This is a genomic window from Salipiger sp. PrR003 (assembly GCF_010500785.1).
GTDB lineage: Bacteria > Pseudomonadota > Alphaproteobacteria > Rhodobacterales > Rhodobacteraceae > Salipiger > Salipiger pacificus_A.
Window position 1 is genome coordinate 1 of sequence record NZ_JAAGOV010000035.1, and the last position, 20,114, is coordinate 20,114.

The following is a 20,114-nucleotide window of genomic DNA, read 5'->3' on the forward strand; positions in this document are numbered from 1 at the left end:
CCGTCACCGTCACCGTCACCGTCACCGTCACCGTCACCGTCACCGTCACCGTCACCGTCACCGTCACCGTCACCGTCGCCCCAGTCGACCCAATCTCGCCAGCTGCGCTAGCATTTTTGACCCTGAGTCTGCGGACCCTGTGCCGCCTGTGGAACCCGTCTGACCCATGCCTTGCCTCGCCGGCATCTGCTGCACGCCAAAGAACTGCCGCGCCCTGAGGGCTGCGTATTCCGCACCGCTTGCGCCTCCGATCAGGTAGCGGTTGTAGGCCTGCTGGCTGCCCATGGCGGCGCGGGCAAAATTGTATCCGCCGCCGAGGCCACCGGAGAGGGCGGGCATCATGATGTTGCCGGAAATCGCGCGGACGATGAAGGGTGTTGCGATTATGAACCCTTTGGCCATGAGCACCATCATAAAGAAGGGTATGAGCGCGCCGATGTTGGAAGCCCCTTCCGGATCACCCAACTCACCTATGAGAGCCGAGGCCACCCCGGTGATGGTCGCGAAGACCCCTGCGACCACGATAGGGTAGATCGCGAATGAGATAAGCGCGGATAACCAGCGCGCGAAATAATCCTTGGTCACCTCGAAGAGGGTCAGGAAAATCATCACCGGGGCGATCCCGATCAGAAGCGCGATCATCAGTCGGGAGGCCACGAGGATGAAGGCGGCCAGTCCGCCGAGGATCGAGAGCAGAAGCACACCGACGATGTCGAGCATGGCGCCAGCCATCCAGTTCAGCTCGGACCCGGCGGCATTCAGGTAATCGCCGAGCTCGGCGATCAGCCGGTCGAATTCTTCAGCGAAAGTTCCAGAAGGCCCCGGGCTGCCGCCGCCGACGGAGGCCACGAGCGCGCCCGCGATACTGTCGATCCCATAGAGAATGGCAGACGAGAAAGCGTTGAACTGCATCCAATTGGTCGCGAATATCCCGATGAGCCCGATCTTGACCGCGAGCCAGAAGGCTGTGTGCCCATCCATGGCCCGATATTGATAGATCATGTTGATGCTGACGAGGATCACCACCAGCGTTGTCCCCAAAACCAGGAGCGTGCCGACCGTTGCCGCAACCGCACCAAACTGGGTTTCGGCAGCGGTGTCGAGATAGGCTTGGGAGGTTTCAACGAAATAGGTGACGACGCTCATCGCGGGGCTTCCTTACCAATTGCCCGCGACGTCGCAGATGGCCTGGGCTTCCGGACGGGCGGCGTTGGCGCGGCGGTTGTAGGCGTCCGAGGCTTGCAGCATTTCCCATCGTTCGTCGCTCGCGTAGCTCTCATGAAACTCGGCCTCGGCTGCGTCCCAAGAGGGGAACCGGGTCGCGCAGTCGCAGTTGCCGATCTCGACGACCCGCTCGAGATTCTGGGCGCGATAGATGTCCTGAACCAGAACCCGCTGATAGGCTTGGCGCAGGGGGATCTCCTGCATCCAGACGGGTTCAGCGGGCCGGTTCGGACAGACGTCAAAGCTGCGATCGAGGGTTGGCACTAGGTTGCGCTCGGCAACGGCGAGGGTCGGCGTCAAGCTTAGGGCCAGCGCAGCCAAGGCGAGGCAACGCGCCCGCCTCATGTCGTGACTCCAGCGGGTGTGGTCTCACGCTTCAGGAAGACGGTGTGCCCGACATTGGCGAATTCCGAAGAGCTGATCGACACGACCTCCCAGCCTTCCGCACCTTTGGCATTCAGGCTGGCCTGCATGTCGGCGAGACTGGTCTTGCGGGTCATGGGGAAACTGAGGATTTCATATTCAAAGGTCTTCATTGGGAAGCTCCGATCTGATTTGCGCCGGGGAGGTAGAATTCCGTGATGCCGCGTTTGCCGTCATGGCGACCGGCCTGGATGATCACATCGATGGAATTTTCGATGTACTGGATCATGTCGGCATAGGTCATCGGGATTTCGGTCTTGAGTGCAGCGATCGCGAGCCGCTGTACGGCGAGTTGCGGGGTTTCGGCATGCAGCGTGGTCATCGAGCCGCCATGGCCGGTGTTGATGGCTTCCAGAAAGGTCATGGCCTCCTTGCCGCGCACCTCGCCGAGGATGATCCGGTCGGGGCGCATGCGCAGCGTGGCGGTGAGAAGCACATCGGCGGATTGGAATTCCGCGTCGCGATTGGCGATGAGGGTCACGGCATTCGGCTGGGTCGGAAGAAGCTCGGCGGCTTCTTCGATAGTGACGATGCGCTCCTCAGCAGGCACATGAGAGAGGATTTTCCGCGCTGCAACCGTCTTGCCGGTGGAGGTGCCGCCCGAGACGATCATGTTGAGCTTGTTCTCGACGCAGAAGGCAAGCGCGTCATCGATCACGCCCGCTGCCACGACGGCGCGCAAGGCGTGCTTCTTTTCGATGCGCAGGTCTTCGAGCTTGCGCTCCTGGCCGTAGAGAAAATCGAGCGCAATGCCGTCGAGTGGCAGGCTTGAGAAGAACCGCAGGCTAATCGACATGGCCGAGAGCACGGCAGGCGGGGTGATGACCTGTGCGCGGATCGGGCGACCCTTGTAGGTGATCGAGACCGAGACGATGGGGCGGTCCTTGCTCATCGTGGTGTTGGCAGAGGACGCGATCTGGTTGCCAAGGTCCCTGACCTGAACGCCCGTCAGCCTTTGATCCAGCGCGCGCATGAAGTGATCGCCCTGGAATTCGCCCCAGCAGGTTCCGTCTGGGTTGATGCAAATCTCGATGACATCGTCGCGAGCGGCGGCGTTGATCCGGTCCAGGGAGGTTTCGAGATAGCTCAGCGACATGGGCTCAGAATATCTCCAGATCGCGGTCGACCATGACCGTGACGCGGGCGCCCTGGTCGACATAGATGACGGGGCCGATGGAGAGGTAATCGCCAATGACGCTGTCCGTGGCATCTGCCAGATCATCGCCAACGTCTTCGAGAACGTCGGCGGCAGTCTCATCCTGGACCTCGGAGGCGGCGGCACTTGGCGCGGCGGAGATCAGCGAGATCAGGGCGGCCGACCCGAAACGCTCGGCGAAGCGTGTGTCCACGAAACCCGTGACGCCAGAACGGCCCAGTTCATCACCCCCGAATGAACTGATCTGGACGGTCTGGTTGTCGGGCAGGATAATCCGATCCCAGGCGATCGTGACGCGGCGCTGCGCGATATCGACGCCGGCGCGGTAGCGCCCGATGAGACGGGATCCGCGCGGGATCAGGAGGCGCGCGCCATCGACGCTGTAGACATCTTCGGAGACAACGGCACGGGTCTGGCCAGGCAGTGAGCTGTCGAGAGCGGTTTCCATGACGGCCTGGATCATGGTGCCCTGGATGATCGTGTTGGAGGGATTGGCGATCACCTCGGCTTGCGTCACGGTGGAAGGCAACGCACCGTTCAGCACGAAATCTGTCACCTCGCCAAAAGTGCGTTCGGTCAGAGCCGTTTCATTCGCTCCGGAGGCACCGCCAAAAGCGATGGTGGGCGAGGCGATGCGCCGCTCCTGAAAGGCGCGTTCCTCCCCTGCGCGGCGCTCCAGCTCGGCCATGCGCCGGGCTTCTTCCTCGCGGCGCAGTCGCTCTTGCTCGCGTGCGCGCAGCTCATCTTCCGTGGGGCCCGCTGGGGCGGGTTGCGGGCGATTGGCCTCGAGTTGGGCCAGTTCCAGATCCATGCGTAATTGCTCAAGGCTGCGATCCCGCGCCGTCAGTTCGTCCTGAAATCGTTGCTGTGCGGCTTCCGAGGCGGCTTGCAGCGCAGCGATCTGGGCGGTCAGCGCGTCGATCGCCTCTGCGGCGGCGGTGTCTTCCTCGACGACCGGTTCGGGGGCGTTGCGCAATTCCTCGATCTGAGCCTGCAGCGCGGTGATCTGCGCCAGAAGCTCCGCGTTGGGCGCGACTGGATCCGGTCCGACAAACACAACCTCGGGCTCGGGCGGGGGCAAGGTCTCGATAGCGCCAAAGCCGTCCCCCTCGTTTTGGAAGACGTCCGGGGTGGCCGTCGGCAAGGCTTCCTCTTCGTCGGGCTGTGAGAGGAGATAAAGCAGGGCACCACCCGCGACGATGACGAGGACCACGATCAGCGCGAGAAGGGGCGATCGTCGCTGCGCCGCCGAGGGGGTGCGCGCATTGCCTTTCTCAAGGGCGGCGAGGCGTTTTTCCAGCTCGGTGTTCTCGGTATCGCTCATGAGGCGGCCTCCGCGGGCGGGATTGCCTCGATGCAGACCACCTCTTCGCCCAGTCGCAGGACCCATTGGCGGTTTATGCCGCTGACGCGGATCACGCCGTCCTCAGGGGTTTGCGTGTTGACCGTGCGTTCACGGCCGCCCGCGTAGCGGAAGATCGCGGGCACAGGGGCGTTTCTTGGAAACGCGAAATAGGTGAACGTCCCGTCATCCCAGATGCGGGTGGGCGTGAACTCGGTCCGCGCGCTGGCACCGTAATTGTAGTTTGGGGCTTGGGCCGCGATGGCCCGGGTCGGGCGCGCATCGTCCTCCGGATAGCGGAACTGCACCACGTAGAAGGTTGGGCTGCGGACCTCCTGGACGTTGAAGTAGTAGCTCCGGCGGTTCGTATAGACTGTCACATTGGTATGCACCCCGCGCGCCACAGGCTTGATCGCGAAGGCCTGACCGCCCGGGACGCCGTCGATCTCGAAGCCCTCGGTGTCGCCCGCGATGATCGAGCGGATGCTTTCGCCCTCGCCGAACTCGACCGTCGTCACATGGGTGAGCGAGACGCTGATGCGGTAGACCTGGCCTTCCTGGTAGGTGGCCAGCCGCACACGACTGTCATTTGGACCACCGCGCGGGATCGCTTCGGCAAAGGCAAGGCCGGGCAGCAAAACAAATATGGCAGCAACAAAGAACTTATTGATCAAACTAATTCTCCAATCTGTCGGAGCGGATGGAATATTCGAGCACAGTGAACCCAAACGGGTTGGTCCAGACCTCATCGATGGAACGACGGGTTTCGGGACGGAACTCGAAGAGAAGGGTCGCGGTGAAGAGCCCGGTTTGGGTGCCGTTGATGGAGGTCAGACGCTTGCGCAGGCGCACCGTGGCGCGGTTGCTGCCGATCCGGTTGATGCTGAGAATTTCCACGTCGAGCCTGGCGTTGGGGCCATAGACGGTCGGCGGATAGGTCTCATTTGCGCTGTTCCAGATCTGGCGCAGCCCGCTTTCGGCGGCCCCGTCCGAGCGGCGCAGGACGCTGCGGATGCGCAGATCGTTGTCGAGCTGATTGTAGACCTCCCGGTCGGTCACATAGCGGAAGACCTCAGCCTCGATGATCGCCTGGTTGGCGGTGACGGATGTGGCCCCAACGGAGGCCTCGGGGAGTGCAAAGCCGGTGGCGGGATCATAGGGGACAACGACGGGGGGCGGATCGACATCGAGGATCGAGACAGCTGCCGCGCTCAGACAGCCGATGATGCCGAAGACAAGGCCTATCAGGCCAAGACGCTGCCAAAGCCGTTCACGGCGCAGGGCACCGTAGACCAGTTCTTCCTCGATGATCTCTTGTTCACTCGCCACCATTCATGCCCCCACGATCAGTCTGCCCGGAGGTCCGGTAACGTGAAATCCATGAAGCGCTGCTCTTCGGCGATGGTGGCGGCATCGATCACGCCGCCCGTGCCATCGCCCACGGTTTGAATCGCTTCCAGCTGCCACATTGCCACGAGGGCGATGGCCAATTCAGCTGTCACGCGCGTGTTGAGATCGACGCTTTGCTTGAGCTCTTCCATGTCGTCGATGAGCCCGACAAGGCGGTCTACCCGCTCGAGCGATTGGCCGGCATCCTCATAGCTGTTCTGGGCCGCCGCCGAGACGAGCGCACCGGTCGTGGCCTGCGTCGCCACGCGGTTGGCCCCGGGATTGCCGCTGGTGGCCATTTCCGAGAGGGTGTCTTCATCGAAGCCGAGATCGGCCAGCACCCGGTCCATCTGGGTTTCGATTTCGCCTGCGCCAGAACCGGACAGGCCCGAGAAATCCCCATTCTTGATCGCCTCAATCGTGGCGAGGATGTCCCCGAACTCTTGGTCGAGCAGACCGTTCAACTCGTCTTCCATTTCCGTCCGGATGATTTCGGGAAGCTCGGCAAGTCGGGTGAGCGCTTCATAGGTTCTTTGCAGCTCCGCGAGTTGATCCGTGAGTGTGGCAAGCTGTTCGCGGAGCTGCGTCAGCTGCTCGTTTTGCAGGATCTCGTCTTCGATCATCTGCCGGAGCTGCTGGATGTTTTGCGCGATGTTCTGGGTATCGACGACTGGCACGCCTTGTGCTGCGACAGGGGGTAGTGCGCTGAACTGCAAGCCAATGCCAAGCGTTGTGACCAAAGCTGTCCTCAAGAGCAGATGTCCCATCATTCAATCTCCCTGATCGTAAAATCCATGAACGCGCCTTCGGCCATGCGGGCGCTGGCCTGGGCCAGCTCTTCGGCGGAGAGTACGCGGGTGCGGGCGGCCTGAAGCCGGATGCGGGCGGCCACGAGACGCACGAGTTCGGCGCGGGCATAAGTGTTGAGCGCAACGCTCTCCTGCACATCCTCGGTCTCGGAAATCCGTTCGACGATATCCGCAATACGCAGGGCGGCTTGTCTGATCGCGGCGGGTGAGTTGTTGCCATAGAAGGCCGCGCCGTGCCCAGTGAGCGAGAGGTTGGCATTGGCCAGAAGCGCGGGGTCGATCGTGCCAAGCGCTTCGATCCCGCCGATACGGGTCAAATAGAGGTTATAGCGTTCGGGGATCACCTGGACGTAGTGCTGGGTCTCGCGGAAGGGTGGCACGCCGCCATACTCGAAAACCCGGCCGGGTCCGGCGTTATAGGCCGCGAGGGCGTTGATGATGTTGCCATCGAATGTGTTCAGTTGGGTTGCGAGATAGCGCGCGCCGCCATGCACCTGCAGATAGGGGCTGTCATAGTATTCTGGGTTGATGCCGAGATCGCTGGCCGTGCCAGGCATGATCTGGGTGAGACCATAGGCGCCAACGGGAGACCGTGCCCCAATCGTAAACCGGCTTTCCTGCCAGATCAGCGCTTGCAGCAACGCGCGCCATTGGACGGGGGAGAGCCCTGCGCGGCCAACACCCGCAAAGCCACTGGTTTCTTGAGCCACGCGGATGATGAGCTGCTCGATGGTCTCAGACGCATCCCCGAACATCTGTGCGCCGCCGGGATTGGGATCGATTTCTCCCGTGCCATAGACGGCTTCCACGGCGCGGTCGGGATCGCCGCTGCCGCTTTCCAGCCCCGAGACCATAGCCGGCAAGCCCTGACCGCCGAAGCTGGTCTGGGCATCGAGGATGCGTCGGAGGGTTTCCAGCTGCTCCCGTTCGATCTCGGCGATGAGTTCGCGCACGGCAAGCTTGTCGGCCTGAAGGGCCAAGTCTGCCTCGCGATCGCCGGTCTCGACGATATCACGCGCGGTCAGCCCACTGTCATTGGTAGGCACGCCTTGTGCGGCGACCAGACTGGGCAGCAGGCAAAGTGCCAGGATATGAGGCAGGCTAGACTTCAATGTCGCCCTCCGGCGCATCTAGAGGCGTGAAGGTGCAATCAGGCGCGACAGGGGCTGTCGAGGCCAGGAAGGTGAAGCAGTTTGCCTGCGGTTCCTGATACTGGGCGCAGGAGGCCAAAGCGCAGAGCGCGGTGAGAAGAAACAGGGTACGGATCATGAAAGCCTCCAGAAATCAGGGCGGTCGCGGTAATCGGCGCCGACGAGCGCCTCGCCTTTCTCCATGCCGCCAAGGATGGTGAGATTGGGTCCAAGCGTGCTCAGATCGGCATCGACGACGATTGAGCCCTGATCGTCGCGGATCAGTGCGAGGCGGCTGTTGCTGCCCGTGTTGAGAAGGACGTCGAGCTCCTTCTCCGTGAGGTTCAGCATGGCGTAGTCCGCAGGCTGCGCGCGGATATTGGGCAGCAGGATCTGCGTCGGAACGGCTTCGACGATGGTCTTGCCGGTCCGGGTGCGCTCAAGCTGGCTGGCATATTGCGTCATCATCACCGCGACGGTGTTCTGCTTGCGCGCGGTCACCAGCCAGTTCGACAGCCGTGCGGCGAAATATGCGTTGTCGAGGGCCTTCCATGCTTCGTCGATCACGATGATGGTGGGGCGGCGGTCCTCGATCTCGCGCTCGACCCGGCGGAAAAGATAGGACAGGATCGCCATCCGTTCCTTGTCGGCCTCGCTGTCGAGAATGCCGGTCAGATCGAAGCCCACCACATCGCCTTTGAGTGAAAAAGTGTCCTCAAGGCTCTGCCCGAAGATCCAGCCGTAGCGGCCGTCTTCGGTCCACTCGAGCAGGCGCTGGTGCAGATCGCCGCCGTCATCCGTAGACACAAAAAGCGATGCGAAATCCCGCCAGTTCCGCAGGGCCGGATTGGTGGCCTGGGCATTCTGGCGCACCACTTCCTGGATGCGGTTGGTCTGCGCCGGGGTCAGGGGTTTGTCGGCGCGGTAAAGTAGCGTGGCAAGCCAGTCCGAGAGCCAGGCGGTGCCGCGCGCATCGGTCTCTGTCCAGAGCGGGTTGAGACCCGTGGGCTGGCCGGCGTTCAGGGAGGCGTAGCGCCCGCCATTGGCGCGCACCGCCATCTCCATGCCAAGACGGTAATCGAAGACGAAGATCCGCGCCCCTGCGCGACGGGCCTGGGTCATCAGAAAGGCTGACAGCACCGATTTGCCGGACCCGGGCCGCCCCATGATCAGGGTATGGCCGCTGGTCGGTTCTTTGTCGGGCGATCCCTGCTCGTGATAGGAAAACCGGTAGGCGCTCTGCTCCGGCGTGGGCAAATATGTGACGACCCGGCCCCAGGGGGTAAGTGCTGCAGGTTTGCCGAGCTGTGTCCGGTGGAAAGCCGCAAAATCCGCGAAGTTGCGGTTGGTGACGGCGCTGGCGCGGACGCGCTTGGGCTGGTTGCCGGGATGCTGGCTGAGGTAATGGGCCTTTGCGGCGACCCGCTCGCCGATCATCTTCACGCCTTCGGTTGCGGCGGCGTTCACGATCTCCGCGCTGAGGGTCTGCAGCTCTTCGAGCGTGTCGCAAAAGAGCGTCACGACCATGTGATGCTCGCCGAAGCTTTGGCGCTTGGCCTCGAGATCATCGGCGGCGATGTCGAGGGCTTCCAGGAGGGAGAGGGCCGCATCCTGGCTGGCCTGCATCTGGCGCTTTTGCCGTTTGATGCGGCCCGCCATGAGGTTCGAATTGATCGGCGTGAAGGAGTGCGTCACGATCATGTCGACCGGCAGGTTCAGCATGTCGAACATGGTGCAGGAGGTGCCTTCCGAGTATTCTCCGATGGTGAAGCTCTTGCCGTAGCGGTGGCCCACGACGCCTTCCGAGAGCTCGAAATGGTCGCCGTGAAACGTCACGCGGGTATTGGCGACGTTGAAGGACAGAAAGCCGTAGGTGTTGGCCGGGTAGAGCGGCAGCTCGGTGCCCGTGTTGAGCGCGCCCAGAAATCCCACCAACTCTCCCGATCCGGCTGACAGCAGGCGCGGCTTGAGCTCGGTGAGCCCCGAGAGAAAGACGTTCACGGCCTCACCGAGGCGCTGCAGGCGTTTGCGGGTCTCCTCCTTCAGTCGGTCCGGCGCGCTGCGGCTGAGGAACGGCAAGAGGCTTTTGGGGGGCGGGCGGTGAATGACGGTGAGCGTCAGTGTTTTGTCGCGGAGCCCGCTGGTCTCGAGTTTCGCGCGCCAGCGCCGGTCCACCTCGTCCGTGAAGCTGTCCTCACGGATCGGGTCGAGATCCGGTTTGATGGCCTTGGAGACCTTGTGGACGTAATAGCTGAATTCCGGACCGAGCTGCGCGACGATGCGGGCAAAAAGTGCTGTCACCTTGTCGAGATAGGCATCGTCCGTCGTGTAGCTGTTGATCCCCTCGAGCCGGATGCAGCGGAAGAGCTCGTTGACCCGGGTCCGCACGGTCTGGTCATCGACGAGGCTCACATAGGGCAGCATATGCGCAAGGCGGGTCTCGCGCGCATACCACTCCGGCGTCATCGTGCGCGGATCGAGCGCTGCATCACGGGGCATAGCTGTCCCCGCCATGGATGCTGCGGTTTCGCGTGGGTGGCGTTTCCTGCAGTGCCGTCATCATCACATCGATGAAGCGCGGATCCCAATCGGCAGCTTTCCAGAGAACCGGGTAGAGTAGGGCGGCCACGCCCAGCGCCCCGATGTGCTGGACCCAGACGAAGAGAAGCACCGAGCCGAAGAGCCAGACCATCGCATACATGATGGGCAGGCCCAAAAGCTTCGGCGGGCGCACGAGGCCGAGAAAGAGAGGCGCGCGCTCAGCCACCGGCAAAGACCGCGGCAACGATGGTGGGGGCGGCGGCAACACCAGCGATGCCCACGAGGACCCAGAGCGCCTGGCGCAGATCGATGATGTTGAAGAACCAGCTGAGAAAGACCCCGAGAACGGCAAGCGTCGCGATGACAACGCCAAGTGGGCCGGTCAGCGCATCGACGATGCCCTGCAACAGGCTCTGGATCGGGGAGAGATCAATGCTCTGGGCGAGGGCGGGTTCGGCAATCAGCAGGAATAGCGCCAGCGAGGCGACGAATAGGTGCGAAATCCAACTTGTTTGGAAAAAGCGGTATCGCCAATGCACTGCCGCGCTGCGCGCTCTCGTGACATTGGCGATAAGTGTTTTGAGGAATGATTTCCAAAAAGGTTGGGACATCATGAATTTGATCCTTCCAATCGGGCCACGACGGCCACGACGCGGGCCACGTGGTTCTGGGTTTCTCGGTAAGGGGGAATGCCACCGTGTTGGCGCACGGCGTCCGGTCCCGCGTTGTAGGCCGCCAGCGCCAGATGCGGATCGCCGAACGTCTCCAGCATCATCGCGAGGTAGCGGGCGGAGCCGTCGAGGTTCTGCAGCGGATCACGTGGGTCAACGCCGAGATCACGGGCAGTGGCGGGCATTAGCTGGCCAAGGCCGATAGCGCCCGCGCGGGAGACCGCATCCTGCCGGTAGGCGCTCTCAACCTCGATATTGGCCCGGTAGAGAGCCAGCCAATCCGTGACGGAAAGCTCCGCGCGACGCAGGCCGGGGTGGCCGGCATAGCGCAAGGCCGTTGCCTCGATGCCCGAGAGAACGTCTGCGCGGGGCAGGGGTGCTGGTTGGGCGAACGCCGCAAACCTCAGCGCGTCAGGCTCGGAAGCCGCTTCAGTCTCACCAAGAATGGCCAGACCATCGGACGCCGATCCCTGACCAACGCCGTCATTGTAGTTCCGGGCAAAACCGCTCTGAGACCGGGATGGGGTCAGAGAGCCGTCGCTCTCCATGACCAGGACCATTTGCGCTGAGGCTGGCGCGGCGACCAGCCAGAGGCAGACAAGGTTAGTTGCCAGCGCCCTTGTCTGATGGGGCTTTGTCTGGCGGGGCGAGTTTATGCGTGCGGCTCGTACCCGCCTCAAGCGGCAGGTCGACATGCGCAAAGCCAAGGCCAATGAAGAATGACACCACGCCGGAGATCGTCTTGAACTCGCGGATCTTGATATCGTTGTAGGTCGTCCGCGTGCGGGCGGTGACGAGGAGCTTTTCCACGCCTTCGTCAGAGACAACGCGCATGATCCAGACCCCGTAATAGCTGGGGCCTTTCTTATGTGCCGACTCCTGGCACAGGATTTCTGCGCTATAGCCGCTTTCCACGAGCTCGCGGAACCTGGCTTCCGTAACCACATTTGGTGCTTCGATGTCCCAGTTCATGGCCCGGCTCACGCTTTCTCCAATGGCGCGACCCCAGGCATTCCCACTTGAAGCCCAGAGTTACGATAGTATACTATCAACCGCAAGATGTAATATCGTGCTTTAGCTGTAGTTTGGTCACGCAAACACTAGTCACGGCCAGTGTCCGCGATCAAGGAGATAACAGGTTTGAGAAACCCAAGGTTGACATGCCTGCTCCCATTGCAAGCTATAGTCCTTCTAATCTGCGTTCCCGGGCCGGTTTTGGCGGAATCCTGCTTCGCCCCGGCCCGTCCTTTCCTGCCAAGCGATTCGCAGGCGGCGCGGGACTATGCGGACATCATCCGTGGCGATTTCGAAAACTACATCCAGGATATCCAGAGCTACTTCCGTTGCCTCGACAGCGAACGCGCCCGCGCTTTCGAGGAAGCGCGCGAAGTCAGCGAGGACTATGGCCGATTTCTACAATTGGTAGGGGATTGATGGGCGACCTCGGGAGCATCAGACTTGCAGCCCATGGAAACCAAACGCCGATAACACCCTCATATATCTACTTTTTAGATAACAGATTTCATCCGCTAGCGACGTCACAAAAGGTATGTGACGCGTGGCAAAGACAATCAGAAGCACGGGACAGGTGGCACTCTGCCAGGCGTTGGTCGACGCCCGAATCAAGGCAGGCCTTGGACAGGCTGAATTGGCGACTAAGCTCAGATGCCACCAATCCCTCATTGCCCGCCTTGAAAGCGGCCAGCGCCGAGTCGACGTCGTCGAACTGGTCGTCCTCGCCCGCGCCATCGGCTTTGACCCCTACGAGGTTCTCGCGATCGTTGAAGCCGCCACGGAGCCCGACCATAGAATTTGAGAAAAATGCAGATTTGGGGCGTACCGCTTTGGATGTCCCTTCGTGAAATCCGCTACCTCAAGGAAGAGCAGTTAGCCAACATCCACCAATTGCGTCATGCTGTGCAGGCGAAGCCTGGGAACACGATGCCGCGATTGCAGCGCCAAAGTGCAGGAAGTCAGTAAACAGTGGACGATGATAATGGTGAAGGCGTCGCGATTGCCAATCTGATCGGGACCGACGGGCGCAGCGTTGTTGGTTGGGTTTATAGCTGGACTACAGGCGCACACGCGGTGATGTGGGACGTCCATGGACCCCAGCCGGTATCGAAAATCCGGCCGGATATAAGTGACGAACAGAAGCAAGAAATCGACTTCGAGGCGCTCATGCGGATCGGAAGAGACGAGGGCGGGTGAGGAGGGCTACCCTGCGGCGTTTGCCGAAATGCCAAACCGCACTGCGATGACTAACGCGCGAGGTGGCATTACACATGTCCAAGAAACCAATCTTACAGTCCGAGCCATTTTGCGTAAGTTCAGTAGTTCACCTGTTCAAAGCCGTAGTTGCCCTCGTAGTCACGCCAGTCGACGAAAACGGATCGATGATAGATACCGGGGCAATTCTGGCCCCATCGTTCGAGACCGGCATGGGCGGCTGGTAGGGCGGTTATGGAGGACCTCTGCCAGGCGAAGTCACCTTGCGTTCCATATGTGCCGAGGACCACGGTGGCACTACGGTTGCAATCGCCGTCGCGTCCGGATTCGTGCTGTCGCGCATACCGGACATCAAAGACGCGGATGGACCGCACGAAGTTGAACTCAGGTCCGCTGATATCAATGTCCGCGCGATCTTGAACGACCCGGAGGGCCTGCTCGGCGGGAACAAGGTAGTCTGGGGCTTCTGAGGTGCGCCAAGCGGCCGCAATTGGGTCAGCGGTATCGTGCGCTGGAAAGGATTGTCGCGGACCAGTGCCGTTGTACTGGAAGAACGCTTCAAAGATGCGGTCTGAACTGTTTGGTGCTGGAGCGGTCTCAAAGGAAGCGCCCATAGGACAGCGCCAGATTTGAAGCGGAGGTTCCACCGGCCAAGGCGTAATGCGTCGGATGAATTCGGCTCGAGCTCTGGCGCATGGCACGGAAGCAGGCCAGCCGCCAGACAGGCACAGAAGGATCGCGCAATCGATCGGGTACGTCTGCGCGCGGGCGGGCATCGGCAGCCACGTACTTGTCACAGTCAAAGCGACTGCGAACGAGGGGAGGAGCTTCTTGAGTAAATGACGCATGCTGAAGTCCTAATGTGATAGGTCTCAGCATACATACGATAATATACTTTCGCAACACTTAGTATAAATACGCATAATGAAGTTTATGTAATATATTGGTAGTATCAATCAGCTTTCCTTCGCTAATCAGCAATCCAAGCTTGACCTTCCAGTTGCTGGAAGCCCCATCTTAGGAGTTGGCATCATTTTGGAGGGCTAGAGCATGATACAGGTAACAGAACCGCACCCGCGAGAGCGGTCATCCGATCAGGCCAAGGATCCAGTTTGCGGCATGTCCGTCACTATGTCTCCGGAGGCCCGTCAGGCGGATTATGACGGTGAAACCTTCTACTTCTGCTCCGATAAGTGCCAGACCAGGTTCGAGGCCGATCCGATCTACTATGCCTCAGGTACGGCATCGGATCACAGCATGACCCCGAAAGCCGGGACTCAGTACACCTGCCCAATGCACCCCGAGATAGTTCGTGACGAGCCCGGCGCCTGTCCGATCTGCGGCATGGCGCTTGAACCGATGGTGCCGTCGGATGAACCCAGCGAAGAACTGACCGACTTTACCCGCCGAATGTGGATCAGTGCCGCCGCGGCCGTTCCTCTGGTTATCCTGACTATGGGAGAGCTGGTCGGTTTGCCGGTCCGGGACTGGATCGGACATCGGCTGGCGACATACATCGAGTTTGTGTTGGCGACGCCGATCGTGCTGTGGGCGGCGAAGCCGTTTTTCGTGCGGGGTTGGGCGTCGATCGTGAACCGCTCACCCAACATGTGGACGCTGATCGCGATTGGTGTCGGCGCGGCATATCTCTATTCGCTGGTCGCCACGTTCCTTCCTGGTGTGTTTCCGGACGAGTACCGAATGGGCGCGGGTGTCGGCACCTATTTTGAAGCTGCCGTCGTCATCATCACTCTGATTTTCGTCGGGCAGGTTCTGGAATTGCGGGCGCGTGAACGGACCGGCGATGCCATCCGGGCACTGCTCGATCTAACGCCGAAAACCGCGCGGCGTATCCTGCCCGACGGCACCGAATACGACGCACCGCTGGAAAACATCGTGGAGGGAGATCGCTTAAGGGTTCGCCCGGGCGACGCGGTCCCCGTCGACGCCAAGGTCATTGACGGCACGTCTTCCATCGACGAGAGCATGATCACTGGCGAGCCAATGCCAGTCGAAAAAGGCCCCGGCGATACGGTCACCGGCGGCACGATCAACAAGAACGGCTCGCTTGTCATAGAAGCCGCCCGAGTGGGGGCCGACACGATGCTGAGTCAGATCGTCGAGATGGTCTCGAACGCGCGGCGATCCCGTGCACCGATCCAGGGGCTCGCGGACCAGGTTTCTTCCTATTTCGTGCCGACCGTTGTCGTGGTCGCCATCCTTTCCTTCGCCGCTTGGCTCGGCTTCGGGCCCGAACCGGCACTCGTCTTTGCTATCGCCTCGGCGGTGTCAGTGCTGATCATCGCCTGCCCCTGTGCTCTGGGTCTGGCGACCCCGATTTCGATCACGACGGCCGCAGGTCGCGGTGCGCAGGCGGGTGTCCTGATCAAGGACGCCGAAGCGCTGGAACGCATGGCCAAGGTCGATACGCTGATCGTCGATAAGACCGGCACCCTGACCGAAGGCAAGCCGACGCTAACCGATGTGAACGCTTTGGACGACGAGTCCGAAGAAACCATTCTGACCCTCGCGGCTACCTTGGAAAAAGGCTCCGAGCACCCGCTGGCAGAGGCCATCGTCGAAGGCGCGAAAGAGAGAGGTATCAAAGTCGGCAATGCCGAGAACTTCGAAGCCGTGACCGGCAAGGGTGTGAGCGGAACCGTCTCGGGCCGAGCCGTCGCGCTTGGCAACACCGCGATGATGCGCGACATGTCCCTCGACACCTCCGCAGCAGAGGAGGCAGCGGATGTTCTGCGCAGCGAAGGCAAGACGGCCATGTTCGTGGCCATAGACGGAAAACTGTCCGGCATCGTCGCGGTCGCCGACCCGATCAAGGAAACGACGGCCGAGGCCATCAAGGAATTGCACGAGGCGGGCCTGCGGATAATCATGGCTACGGGTGATAACGAACGCACAGCAAGGGCTGTGGCGCAGCGTCTTGGCATCGACGAAGTCCGGGCCGGCGTTCTCCCGGAAGACAAAAAGGCACTGGTGGACGAGCTTCACGCGAATGGCAAAAAGGTCGCCATGGCCGGCGATGGTGTCAACGACGCGCCTGCCCTCGCGGCAGCGGATGTCGGCCTTGCCATGGGCACGGGTGCGGACGTGGCGGTTGAAAGCGCGGGCATCACTCTCTTGCGCGGCGATTTGAACGGTATCGTCAAGGCACGGACGCTGGCCGTGGCGACGATCCGTAACATACGCCAGAACCTGTTCTGGGCCTTTGCCTACAACACGCTCGGTGTGCCCTTAGCCGCGGGCGTGCTCTACCCAGTATTCGGGCTGTTGATGTCGCCCATGTTCGCCGCCGCCGCAATGAGCCTCTCGTCGGTCTCGGTCATCGCGAACGCGCTCAGACTACGGCGATTGAGGCTTTAGGTGTTCAGTCCCGGCATCTGGTGGATCGGGTTCAAGATGAATCTGTCCGGCTCTGAAGTCCAGATCTTACAGATGTATTCGTAGGGTGTGAGCCCGTTGAGGGTCTTGAGCCTGCGAGCGAAGTTGTAAGCCGCCATGAAGTCTGCAAGGTGCGTCCGCAGCTGCTCATGGGTGTCGTAGTGGAAGCGTTTTACGGTCGCTTCTTTGATCGTGCGATTCATCCGTTCGACCTGTCCATTGGTCCAAGGATGGTTGGGCTTGGTCAGCCGGTGCTCGATCCCATTGGCCTCACAGATCATGTCGAAACGCATGGGCCGAGAATAGGCAGTATTCCTGTTCCGAGGCTGCTCAGCGAACTGAATGCCGTTGTCAGTGAGGACGGTGTGGACCTGGTATGGCACGGCCTCGAGCATGTGTTGCAGGAATTCCCAAGCTGTCTTCCTGTCAGCCTTTTCGACGAGTTGGGTTACGGCAAACTTGCTCGTGCGGTCGATGCCAACGAATAGAAAGAGCTTTCCTTCAGCAGTCTGCACTTCGGCGATGTCTATGTGGAAGAAGCCGATCGGGTAGCGTTTGAACTTCGACCGCTTTGGCTTGTCGCCCTCGATATCAGGCAGGCGCGAAATGCCATGTCGCTGCAGACAGCGGTGCAGCGCTGAGCGTGTCAGATGAGGGATGGATGGCTGCAGCGCATAAAGGCAGTCATCAAGCGGCAGCAGCGTGTGGCGCCGAAACGCGACGATGGCTGCCGCCTCAGCCTCCGTGAGGACTGTCGAGCGAGGCTCTTTTGGGCCGGTCTTGAGATCCTCGACCGTCTGCCGTTTGCGCCACTTCGCAACCGTCTTGGGATTGATCCCGAACTCCCGGCTCAGCGCCGCGAGCGAAGCTTGCGATCGCTGTATTGCTGCTCTGACGGCGTACGTGGTCGTGGCGCTTCCGTGACGAACTTGTCCCATAGGGCATCCTTCCATTCCTTCGAAAGGATCACACCATCAAACCGTGGGATCAAACACCCAGTCTGCCGTCGCATCGCTGTAGTCGTACCCAAACGCGGCAGATACGTTGTGTACAAGCACGTGATACCTGTCCAGGAGTGACATCAAAAACTCTAACCCTTGGATTTCGGCGCAAGGTGATCGTGCACGATGATGACGCCCCACATGCCCGCTTCCCGGTGGCCGGGTATCAAGCACACGAACTCCAGGTTTGTCATATCGGAGAACTCCCAGATCAGGTCGGCATTTTGTCCACTTGGGATCAAAACCGAGTTGGCGCGATCATGTTGCATATCGGGGTGTTCGCGCATCCACTGCTGATGTTTCGCAATTTCGTCAAAGGAGCCGAGAAAGAACTCGTGATCCAGAGCGCCCGTATTGCCAATCAAAAACCGAACGACCGATCCCTTTTCAATCTGGATCGCGTCCGGCTCGAAAAGCATGTATCCGCTTTCTGTCTCCCTGATGGATATTTCGATCGTCCGGTCGAATGAGGAACCGACACCGGGCTTCCCGATCGCATCATGGCCAGGCAATTCAAAGGCCCGCGCATGAGGTTGCTGGCCTTTGCCACTGGAAGCGTTCACTGAGAAAGCCGGAAAGACGAGCACAAGGGCGGTGGTGCAGATTATCAGGAAATTCATACTGCTCGGCTACCTCCTTAACGCTTGATTTTATTGCCTCAAAGCGTTGGGGCCGGGCGTGTTCGCCTCGGCCCCATTGTCTATCTTCACTTCATCTGCGTGACAGTAAGCTTGCCCTTGACCCGGTCGGCAACGAACTCGATATCCTGACCTTCCGCCATCTTGGCCATCATCGCTTCGTCCGCGCGGAACACCATCGTCATCGCGGGCATATCGAGGTTGACCAGAGGGCCGTGGATGATTGTGACCTTGCCGGCTTTGGCGTCGATCTTCTTGATGGTCCCGCTCGTATATTCCACATCAGCCTGAGCCATCTGGTCCCCCACTGAGACCGCACGGTGCATTCCGGATTCGTAGTGACCCGGGATCAGGCACGCGGCTTCGAACGTACCAGCATTCGCGAACGTCCAGACGACCTCGCCCGTGGCACCCGGATCAAGACGGATACGGTTCGGGTCGTCGTGTTCCATGTCCATCTTGGCCATTTCGATCTTGTGCTCGGCGTTATTTTCCAGCGTGTCGAGAACAAACTCGTGTTCCAGCTCACCCTTGTTCGTGATGTTGAAGCGGATGGTTTCACCCTGCTTGATGGTCATCTCCTCACTCTCGATCAGCATTTCGCCTTCGTCGTTTTCAAGCAGGGTTACATCAATCGACCGGTCGACTTTTGCCGTATGGCCGGGCATACCGACGGCCATTTTGGCATGACCAACGTCAGCGAAAGCCCCCGTTGAAGCGAAAAGGACGAGAGAGGTGCTCAGAAGAAGTTTTTTCATTTGGTTTTCCTGTAGGTTTGGTTTGGTTGGAGTCGACGAAGGGCCGTTCAGCCCTCCGAGTTTGGTTTTGGTGTGAGAATGGTCTTGGGACTGTTGTTCGAGGCGAACTCGGGCAATTCGCCAGTCCATTCGTAGGCCATCTCGCCCGGAGGATTTTCGTACCAGCCGGGATCGGAGTAATCGTCCGCGTCGATGCCGTCCCGCACCTTTACGACCGAAAACATGCCGCCCATCTCGATGGGGCCGTAGGGCCCCCAACCCGTCATCATCGGGATCGTGTTGTCAGGCAGCGGCATTTCCATTTTCGCCATGTCCCCCATGCCGGACATGCCCATGGGCATGTATTCCGGCTGGAACTGACGGATCTTCTGGGTCAGCGGCTTCTTGTTGACCCCGATGAACGTCGGCACATCGTGACCCATGGCATTCATCGTGTGGTGCGACTTGTGGCAGTGAATCGCCCAGTCACCCAGATGGTCTGCGACGAACTCATAGGCGCGCATCGCGCCCACGGGGATGTCGATGCTGACCTCCGGCCATTGCGCTTCTGGCGGCACCCAGCCACCATCCGTGCAGGTGACCTTGAAGTCATAGCCATGCATGTGGATCGGGTGGTTTGTCATCGTGAGGTTGCCGACGCGTACTCGCACCTTGTCGCCCTTGTTCACGACCAGCGGATCGATGTCGGGGAAGATCCGACTGTTCCACGTCCACAGGTTGAAGTCCGTCATCGTCATGATGCGGGGCACGTATGTGCCGGGATCGATGTCAAAGGCATTCAGCATGATCAGAAAATCGCGATCCACCGGCATGAAGGTGGGATCCTTGGGATGGACCACGAACATGCCCATCATCCCCATCGCCATCTGGGTCATTTCGTCGCCATGGGGGTGGTACATGAACGTGCCGGACTTCACCAAGTCGAATTCGTAGACAAACGTTTTTCCTGGCGGGATGCTGGGATGACTCAACCCGGAGACCCCATCCATGCCCGAGGGCAGGATGAGCCCGTGCCAATGCACCGTGGTGCCTTCCGGCAGCTTGTTGGTGACGTAGATGCGGACCCGGTCGCCTTCGACTGCTTCGATCGTTGGACCGGTGGACTGGCCGTTGTAACCCCACAAATGCGCAATCATGCCGTCTGCAAGTTCGCGCTCTACCGGTTCGGCGACGAGGTGAAATTCCTTGACCCCGTTGTTCATCCGGTGCGGCAGGGTCCACCCGTTCAGCGTGACCACAGGTGTGTAGTCCGGCCCTGACGACGGACGCGCCGTAATCGCCGTTGCCGCACTGTCCATCTGCGCGGCTTCGGGGAGGCCCATGTTCAGGGTTTGACCCCAGGCTTTTGAAGAGACCAGCGTTGCACCTGCGGCGCCGGCTCCGAGTAATTGACGTCTGTTCAACATG

Annotated in this window: 24 protein-coding genes; 4 read left to right on the forward strand and 20 right to left on the reverse strand. The window is 60.6% G+C overall.

What is annotated here, in order from left to right; all coding sequences use genetic code 11:
* Positions 1-69: 69 nt before the first annotated feature.
* The 15 genes from G0D83_RS10190 to G0D83_RS10255 form a co-directional block, all read right to left on the reverse strand.
* Positions 70-1,146: a type IV secretion system protein gene (locus G0D83_RS10190; protein WP_164192977.1), complete on the reverse strand. Its 1,077-nt coding sequence runs from the start codon at positions 1,144-1,146 to the stop codon at positions 70-72.
* A gap of 12 nt (positions 1,147-1,158) precedes the next feature.
* Positions 1,159-1,569: a hypothetical protein gene (locus G0D83_RS10195; RefSeq protein ID WP_164192981.1), complete on the reverse strand. Its 411-nt coding sequence runs from the start codon at positions 1,567-1,569 to the stop codon at positions 1,159-1,161.
* Positions 1,566-1,760, reverse strand: a complete 195-nt coding sequence (locus tag G0D83_RS10200; protein ID WP_164192984.1) for a DUF4177 domain-containing protein — start codon at positions 1,758-1,760, stop codon at positions 1,566-1,568. The genes G0D83_RS10195 and G0D83_RS10200 overlap by 4 nt, the downstream gene beginning before the upstream one ends.
* The gene (locus G0D83_RS10205; protein WP_164192987.1) at positions 1,757-2,743 is read right to left on the reverse strand and encodes an ATPase, T2SS/T4P/T4SS family; all 987 of its coding nucleotides are present in this window, start codon (positions 2,741-2,743) and stop codon (positions 1,757-1,759) included. Before G0D83_RS10205 ends, G0D83_RS10200 begins: the two co-directional genes overlap by 4 nt.
* A 4-nt stretch (positions 2,744-2,747) precedes the next feature.
* Entirely contained in the window at positions 2,748-4,127 is a 1,380-nt protein-coding gene (locus G0D83_RS10210; RefSeq protein ID WP_164192990.1) for a TrbI/VirB10 family protein, read from the reverse strand.
* Positions 4,124-4,819: a TrbG/VirB9 family P-type conjugative transfer protein gene (locus G0D83_RS10215; RefSeq protein WP_164192993.1), complete on the reverse strand. Its 696-nt coding sequence runs from the start codon at positions 4,817-4,819 to the stop codon at positions 4,124-4,126. The genes G0D83_RS10210 and G0D83_RS10215 overlap by 4 nt, the downstream gene beginning before the upstream one ends.
* Position 4,820: 1 nt before the next feature.
* Positions 4,821-5,477, reverse strand: coding sequence for a virB8 family protein (locus G0D83_RS10220; RefSeq protein WP_164192996.1), 657 nt, complete (start codon positions 5,475-5,477; stop codon positions 4,821-4,823).
* A 14-nt stretch (positions 5,478-5,491) separates the two neighbouring features.
* Complete coding sequence (locus G0D83_RS10225; RefSeq protein WP_164193158.1) at positions 5,492-6,301, reverse strand: type IV secretion system protein; 810 nt, start codon at positions 6,299-6,301, stop codon at positions 5,492-5,494.
* Positions 6,301-7,389 carry a lytic transglycosylase domain-containing protein gene (locus tag G0D83_RS10230; protein ID WP_164193161.1) on the reverse strand — a complete coding sequence of 363 codons (1,089 nt, stop codon included), beginning with the start codon at positions 7,387-7,389 and terminating at the stop codon, positions 6,301-6,303. The genes G0D83_RS10225 and G0D83_RS10230 overlap by 1 nt, the downstream gene beginning before the upstream one ends.
* Before the next feature lie 55 nt (positions 7,390-7,444).
* Complete coding sequence (locus G0D83_RS31875) at positions 7,445-7,612, reverse strand: hypothetical protein (RefSeq protein ID WP_203595582.1); 168 nt, start codon at positions 7,610-7,612, stop codon at positions 7,445-7,447.
* Positions 7,609-9,972, reverse strand: coding sequence for a type IV secretion system DNA-binding domain-containing protein (locus tag G0D83_RS10235; protein WP_164192999.1), 2,364 nt, complete (start codon positions 9,970-9,972; stop codon positions 7,609-7,611). Before G0D83_RS10235 ends, G0D83_RS31875 begins: the two co-directional genes overlap by 4 nt.
* A complete protein-coding gene (locus G0D83_RS10240) occupies positions 9,962-10,240 on the reverse strand; it encodes a VirB3 family type IV secretion system protein (protein WP_164193003.1) in 279 nt (92 codons plus the stop codon). Before G0D83_RS10240 ends, G0D83_RS10235 begins: the two co-directional genes overlap by 11 nt.
* On the reverse strand, positions 10,233-10,517 hold the full coding sequence (locus G0D83_RS10245) for a TrbC/VirB2 family protein (protein WP_087213113.1): 285 nt from the start codon (positions 10,515-10,517) through the stop codon (positions 10,233-10,235). The genes G0D83_RS10240 and G0D83_RS10245 overlap by 8 nt, the downstream gene beginning before the upstream one ends.
* A gap of 107 nt (positions 10,518-10,624) precedes the next feature.
* Positions 10,625-11,245, reverse strand: a complete 621-nt coding sequence (locus tag G0D83_RS10250) for a lytic transglycosylase domain-containing protein (RefSeq protein ID WP_164193006.1) — start codon at positions 11,243-11,245, stop codon at positions 10,625-10,627.
* 43 nt (positions 11,246-11,288) lie between these two features.
* On the reverse strand, positions 11,289-11,657 hold the full coding sequence (locus tag G0D83_RS10255) for a hypothetical protein (protein ID WP_089963164.1): 369 nt from the start codon (positions 11,655-11,657) through the stop codon (positions 11,289-11,291).
* A 210-nt stretch (positions 11,658-11,867) separates the two neighbouring features.
* On the opposite strand from G0D83_RS10255, the gene G0D83_RS10260 reads away from it, so the two are divergent.
* From G0D83_RS10260 to G0D83_RS10270, 3 genes are all read left to right on the forward strand, one after another.
* A complete protein-coding gene (locus G0D83_RS10260) occupies positions 11,868-12,119 on the forward strand; it encodes a hypothetical protein (protein ID WP_072794323.1) in 252 nt (83 codons plus the stop codon).
* Between the two features lie 124 nt (positions 12,120-12,243).
* Positions 12,244-12,501: a helix-turn-helix transcriptional regulator gene (locus tag G0D83_RS10265; RefSeq protein ID WP_164193010.1), complete on the forward strand. Its 258-nt coding sequence runs from the start codon at positions 12,244-12,246 to the stop codon at positions 12,499-12,501.
* Between the two features lie 167 nt (positions 12,502-12,668).
* Positions 12,669-12,896 carry a hypothetical protein gene (locus G0D83_RS10270; protein WP_009503808.1) on the forward strand — a complete coding sequence of 76 codons (228 nt, stop codon included), beginning with the start codon at positions 12,669-12,671 and terminating at the stop codon, positions 12,894-12,896.
* A 119-nt stretch (positions 12,897-13,015) separates the two neighbouring features.
* Here G0D83_RS10270 and G0D83_RS10275 read toward each other — a convergent pair whose 3' ends face one another.
* On the reverse strand, positions 13,016-13,762 hold the full coding sequence (locus G0D83_RS10275; protein ID WP_235958025.1) for a hypothetical protein: 747 nt from the start codon (positions 13,760-13,762) through the stop codon (positions 13,016-13,018).
* A gap of 271 nt (positions 13,763-14,033) precedes the next feature.
* On the opposite strand from G0D83_RS10275, the gene G0D83_RS10280 reads away from it, so the two are divergent.
* Positions 14,034-16,292, forward strand: a complete 2,259-nt coding sequence (locus tag G0D83_RS10280) for a heavy metal translocating P-type ATPase (protein ID WP_235958027.1) — start codon at positions 14,034-14,036, stop codon at positions 16,290-16,292.
* Here the strand turns inward: G0D83_RS10280 and G0D83_RS10285 are convergent.
* The 4 genes from G0D83_RS10285 to G0D83_RS10300 form a co-directional block, all read right to left on the reverse strand.
* Positions 16,289-17,248, reverse strand: coding sequence for an IS481 family transposase (locus tag G0D83_RS10285; RefSeq protein ID WP_164193016.1), 960 nt, complete (start codon positions 17,246-17,248; stop codon positions 16,289-16,291). The two genes, G0D83_RS10280 and G0D83_RS10285, sit on opposite strands and share 4 nt — an antisense overlap.
* Before the next feature lie 152 nt (positions 17,249-17,400).
* Positions 17,401-17,931 carry a plastocyanin/azurin family copper-binding protein gene (locus G0D83_RS10290; RefSeq protein ID WP_071974103.1) on the reverse strand — a complete coding sequence of 177 codons (531 nt, stop codon included), beginning with the start codon at positions 17,929-17,931 and terminating at the stop codon, positions 17,401-17,403.
* 86 nt (positions 17,932-18,017) lie between these two features.
* Entirely contained in the window at positions 18,018-18,707 is a 690-nt protein-coding gene (locus G0D83_RS10295) for a copper-binding protein (RefSeq protein ID WP_089852425.1), read from the reverse strand.
* A 47-nt stretch (positions 18,708-18,754) separates the two neighbouring features.
* Positions 18,755-20,113, reverse strand: a complete 1,359-nt coding sequence (locus G0D83_RS10300) for a multicopper oxidase family protein (RefSeq protein ID WP_110506225.1) — start codon at positions 20,111-20,113, stop codon at positions 18,755-18,757.
* Between the last annotated feature and the right edge of the window lies 1 nt (position 20,114).

Bases quoted from the DNA above. Each gene is read 5' to 3' on its own strand.
- G0D83_RS10190 (WP_164192977.1), bottom strand. From the start codon at position 1,146: ATGAGCGTCGTCACCTATTTCGTTGAAACCTCCCAAGCCTATCTCGAC.
- G0D83_RS10195 (WP_164192981.1), bottom strand. From the start codon at position 1,569: ATGAGGCGGGCGCGTTGCCTCGCCTTGGCTGCGCTGGCCCTAAGCTTG.
- G0D83_RS10200 (WP_164192984.1), bottom strand. From the start codon at position 1,760: ATGAAGACCTTTGAATATGAAATCCTCAGTTTCCCCATGACCCGCAAG.
- G0D83_RS10205 (WP_164192987.1), bottom strand. From the start codon at position 2,743: ATGTCGCTGAGCTATCTCGAAACCTCCCTGGACCGGATCAACGCCGCC.
- G0D83_RS10210 (WP_164192990.1), bottom strand. From the start codon at position 4,127: ATGAGCGATACCGAGAACACCGAGCTGGAAAAACGCCTCGCCGCCCTT.
- G0D83_RS10220 (WP_164192996.1), bottom strand. From the start codon at position 5,477: ATGGTGGCGAGTGAACAAGAGATCATCGAGGAAGAACTGGTCTACGGT.
- G0D83_RS10225 (WP_164193158.1), bottom strand. From the start codon at position 6,301: ATGGGACATCTGCTCTTGAGGACAGCTTTGGTCACAACGCTTGGCATT.
- G0D83_RS31875 (WP_203595582.1), bottom strand. From the start codon at position 7,612: ATGATCCGTACCCTGTTTCTTCTCACCGCGCTCTGCGCTTTGGCCTCC.
- G0D83_RS10235 (WP_164192999.1), bottom strand. From the start codon at position 9,972: ATGCCCCGTGATGCAGCGCTCGATCCGCGCACGATGACGCCGGAGTGG.
- G0D83_RS10250 (WP_164193006.1), bottom strand. From the start codon at position 11,245: ATGGTCCTGGTCATGGAGAGCGACGGCTCTCTGACCCCATCCCGGTCT.
- G0D83_RS10255 (WP_089963164.1), bottom strand. From the start codon at position 11,657: ATGAACTGGGACATCGAAGCACCAAATGTGGTTACGGAAGCCAGGTTC.
- G0D83_RS10275 (WP_235958025.1), bottom strand. From the start codon at position 13,762: ATGCGTCATTTACTCAAGAAGCTCCTCCCCTCGTTCGCAGTCGCTTTG.
- G0D83_RS10280 (WP_235958027.1), top strand. From the start codon at position 14,034: ATGTCCGTCACTATGTCTCCGGAGGCCCGTCAGGCGGATTATGACGGT.
- G0D83_RS10285 (WP_164193016.1), bottom strand. From the start codon at position 17,248: ATGGGACAAGTTCGTCACGGAAGCGCCACGACCACGTACGCCGTCAGA.
- G0D83_RS10290 (WP_071974103.1), bottom strand. From the start codon at position 17,931: ATGAATTTCCTGATAATCTGCACCACCGCCCTTGTGCTCGTCTTTCCG.
- G0D83_RS10295 (WP_089852425.1), bottom strand. From the start codon at position 18,707: ATGAAAAAACTTCTTCTGAGCACCTCTCTCGTCCTTTTCGCTTCAACG.
- G0D83_RS10300 (WP_110506225.1), bottom strand. From the start codon at position 20,113: ATGTTGAACAGACGTCAATTACTCGGAGCCGGCGCCGCAGGTGCAACG.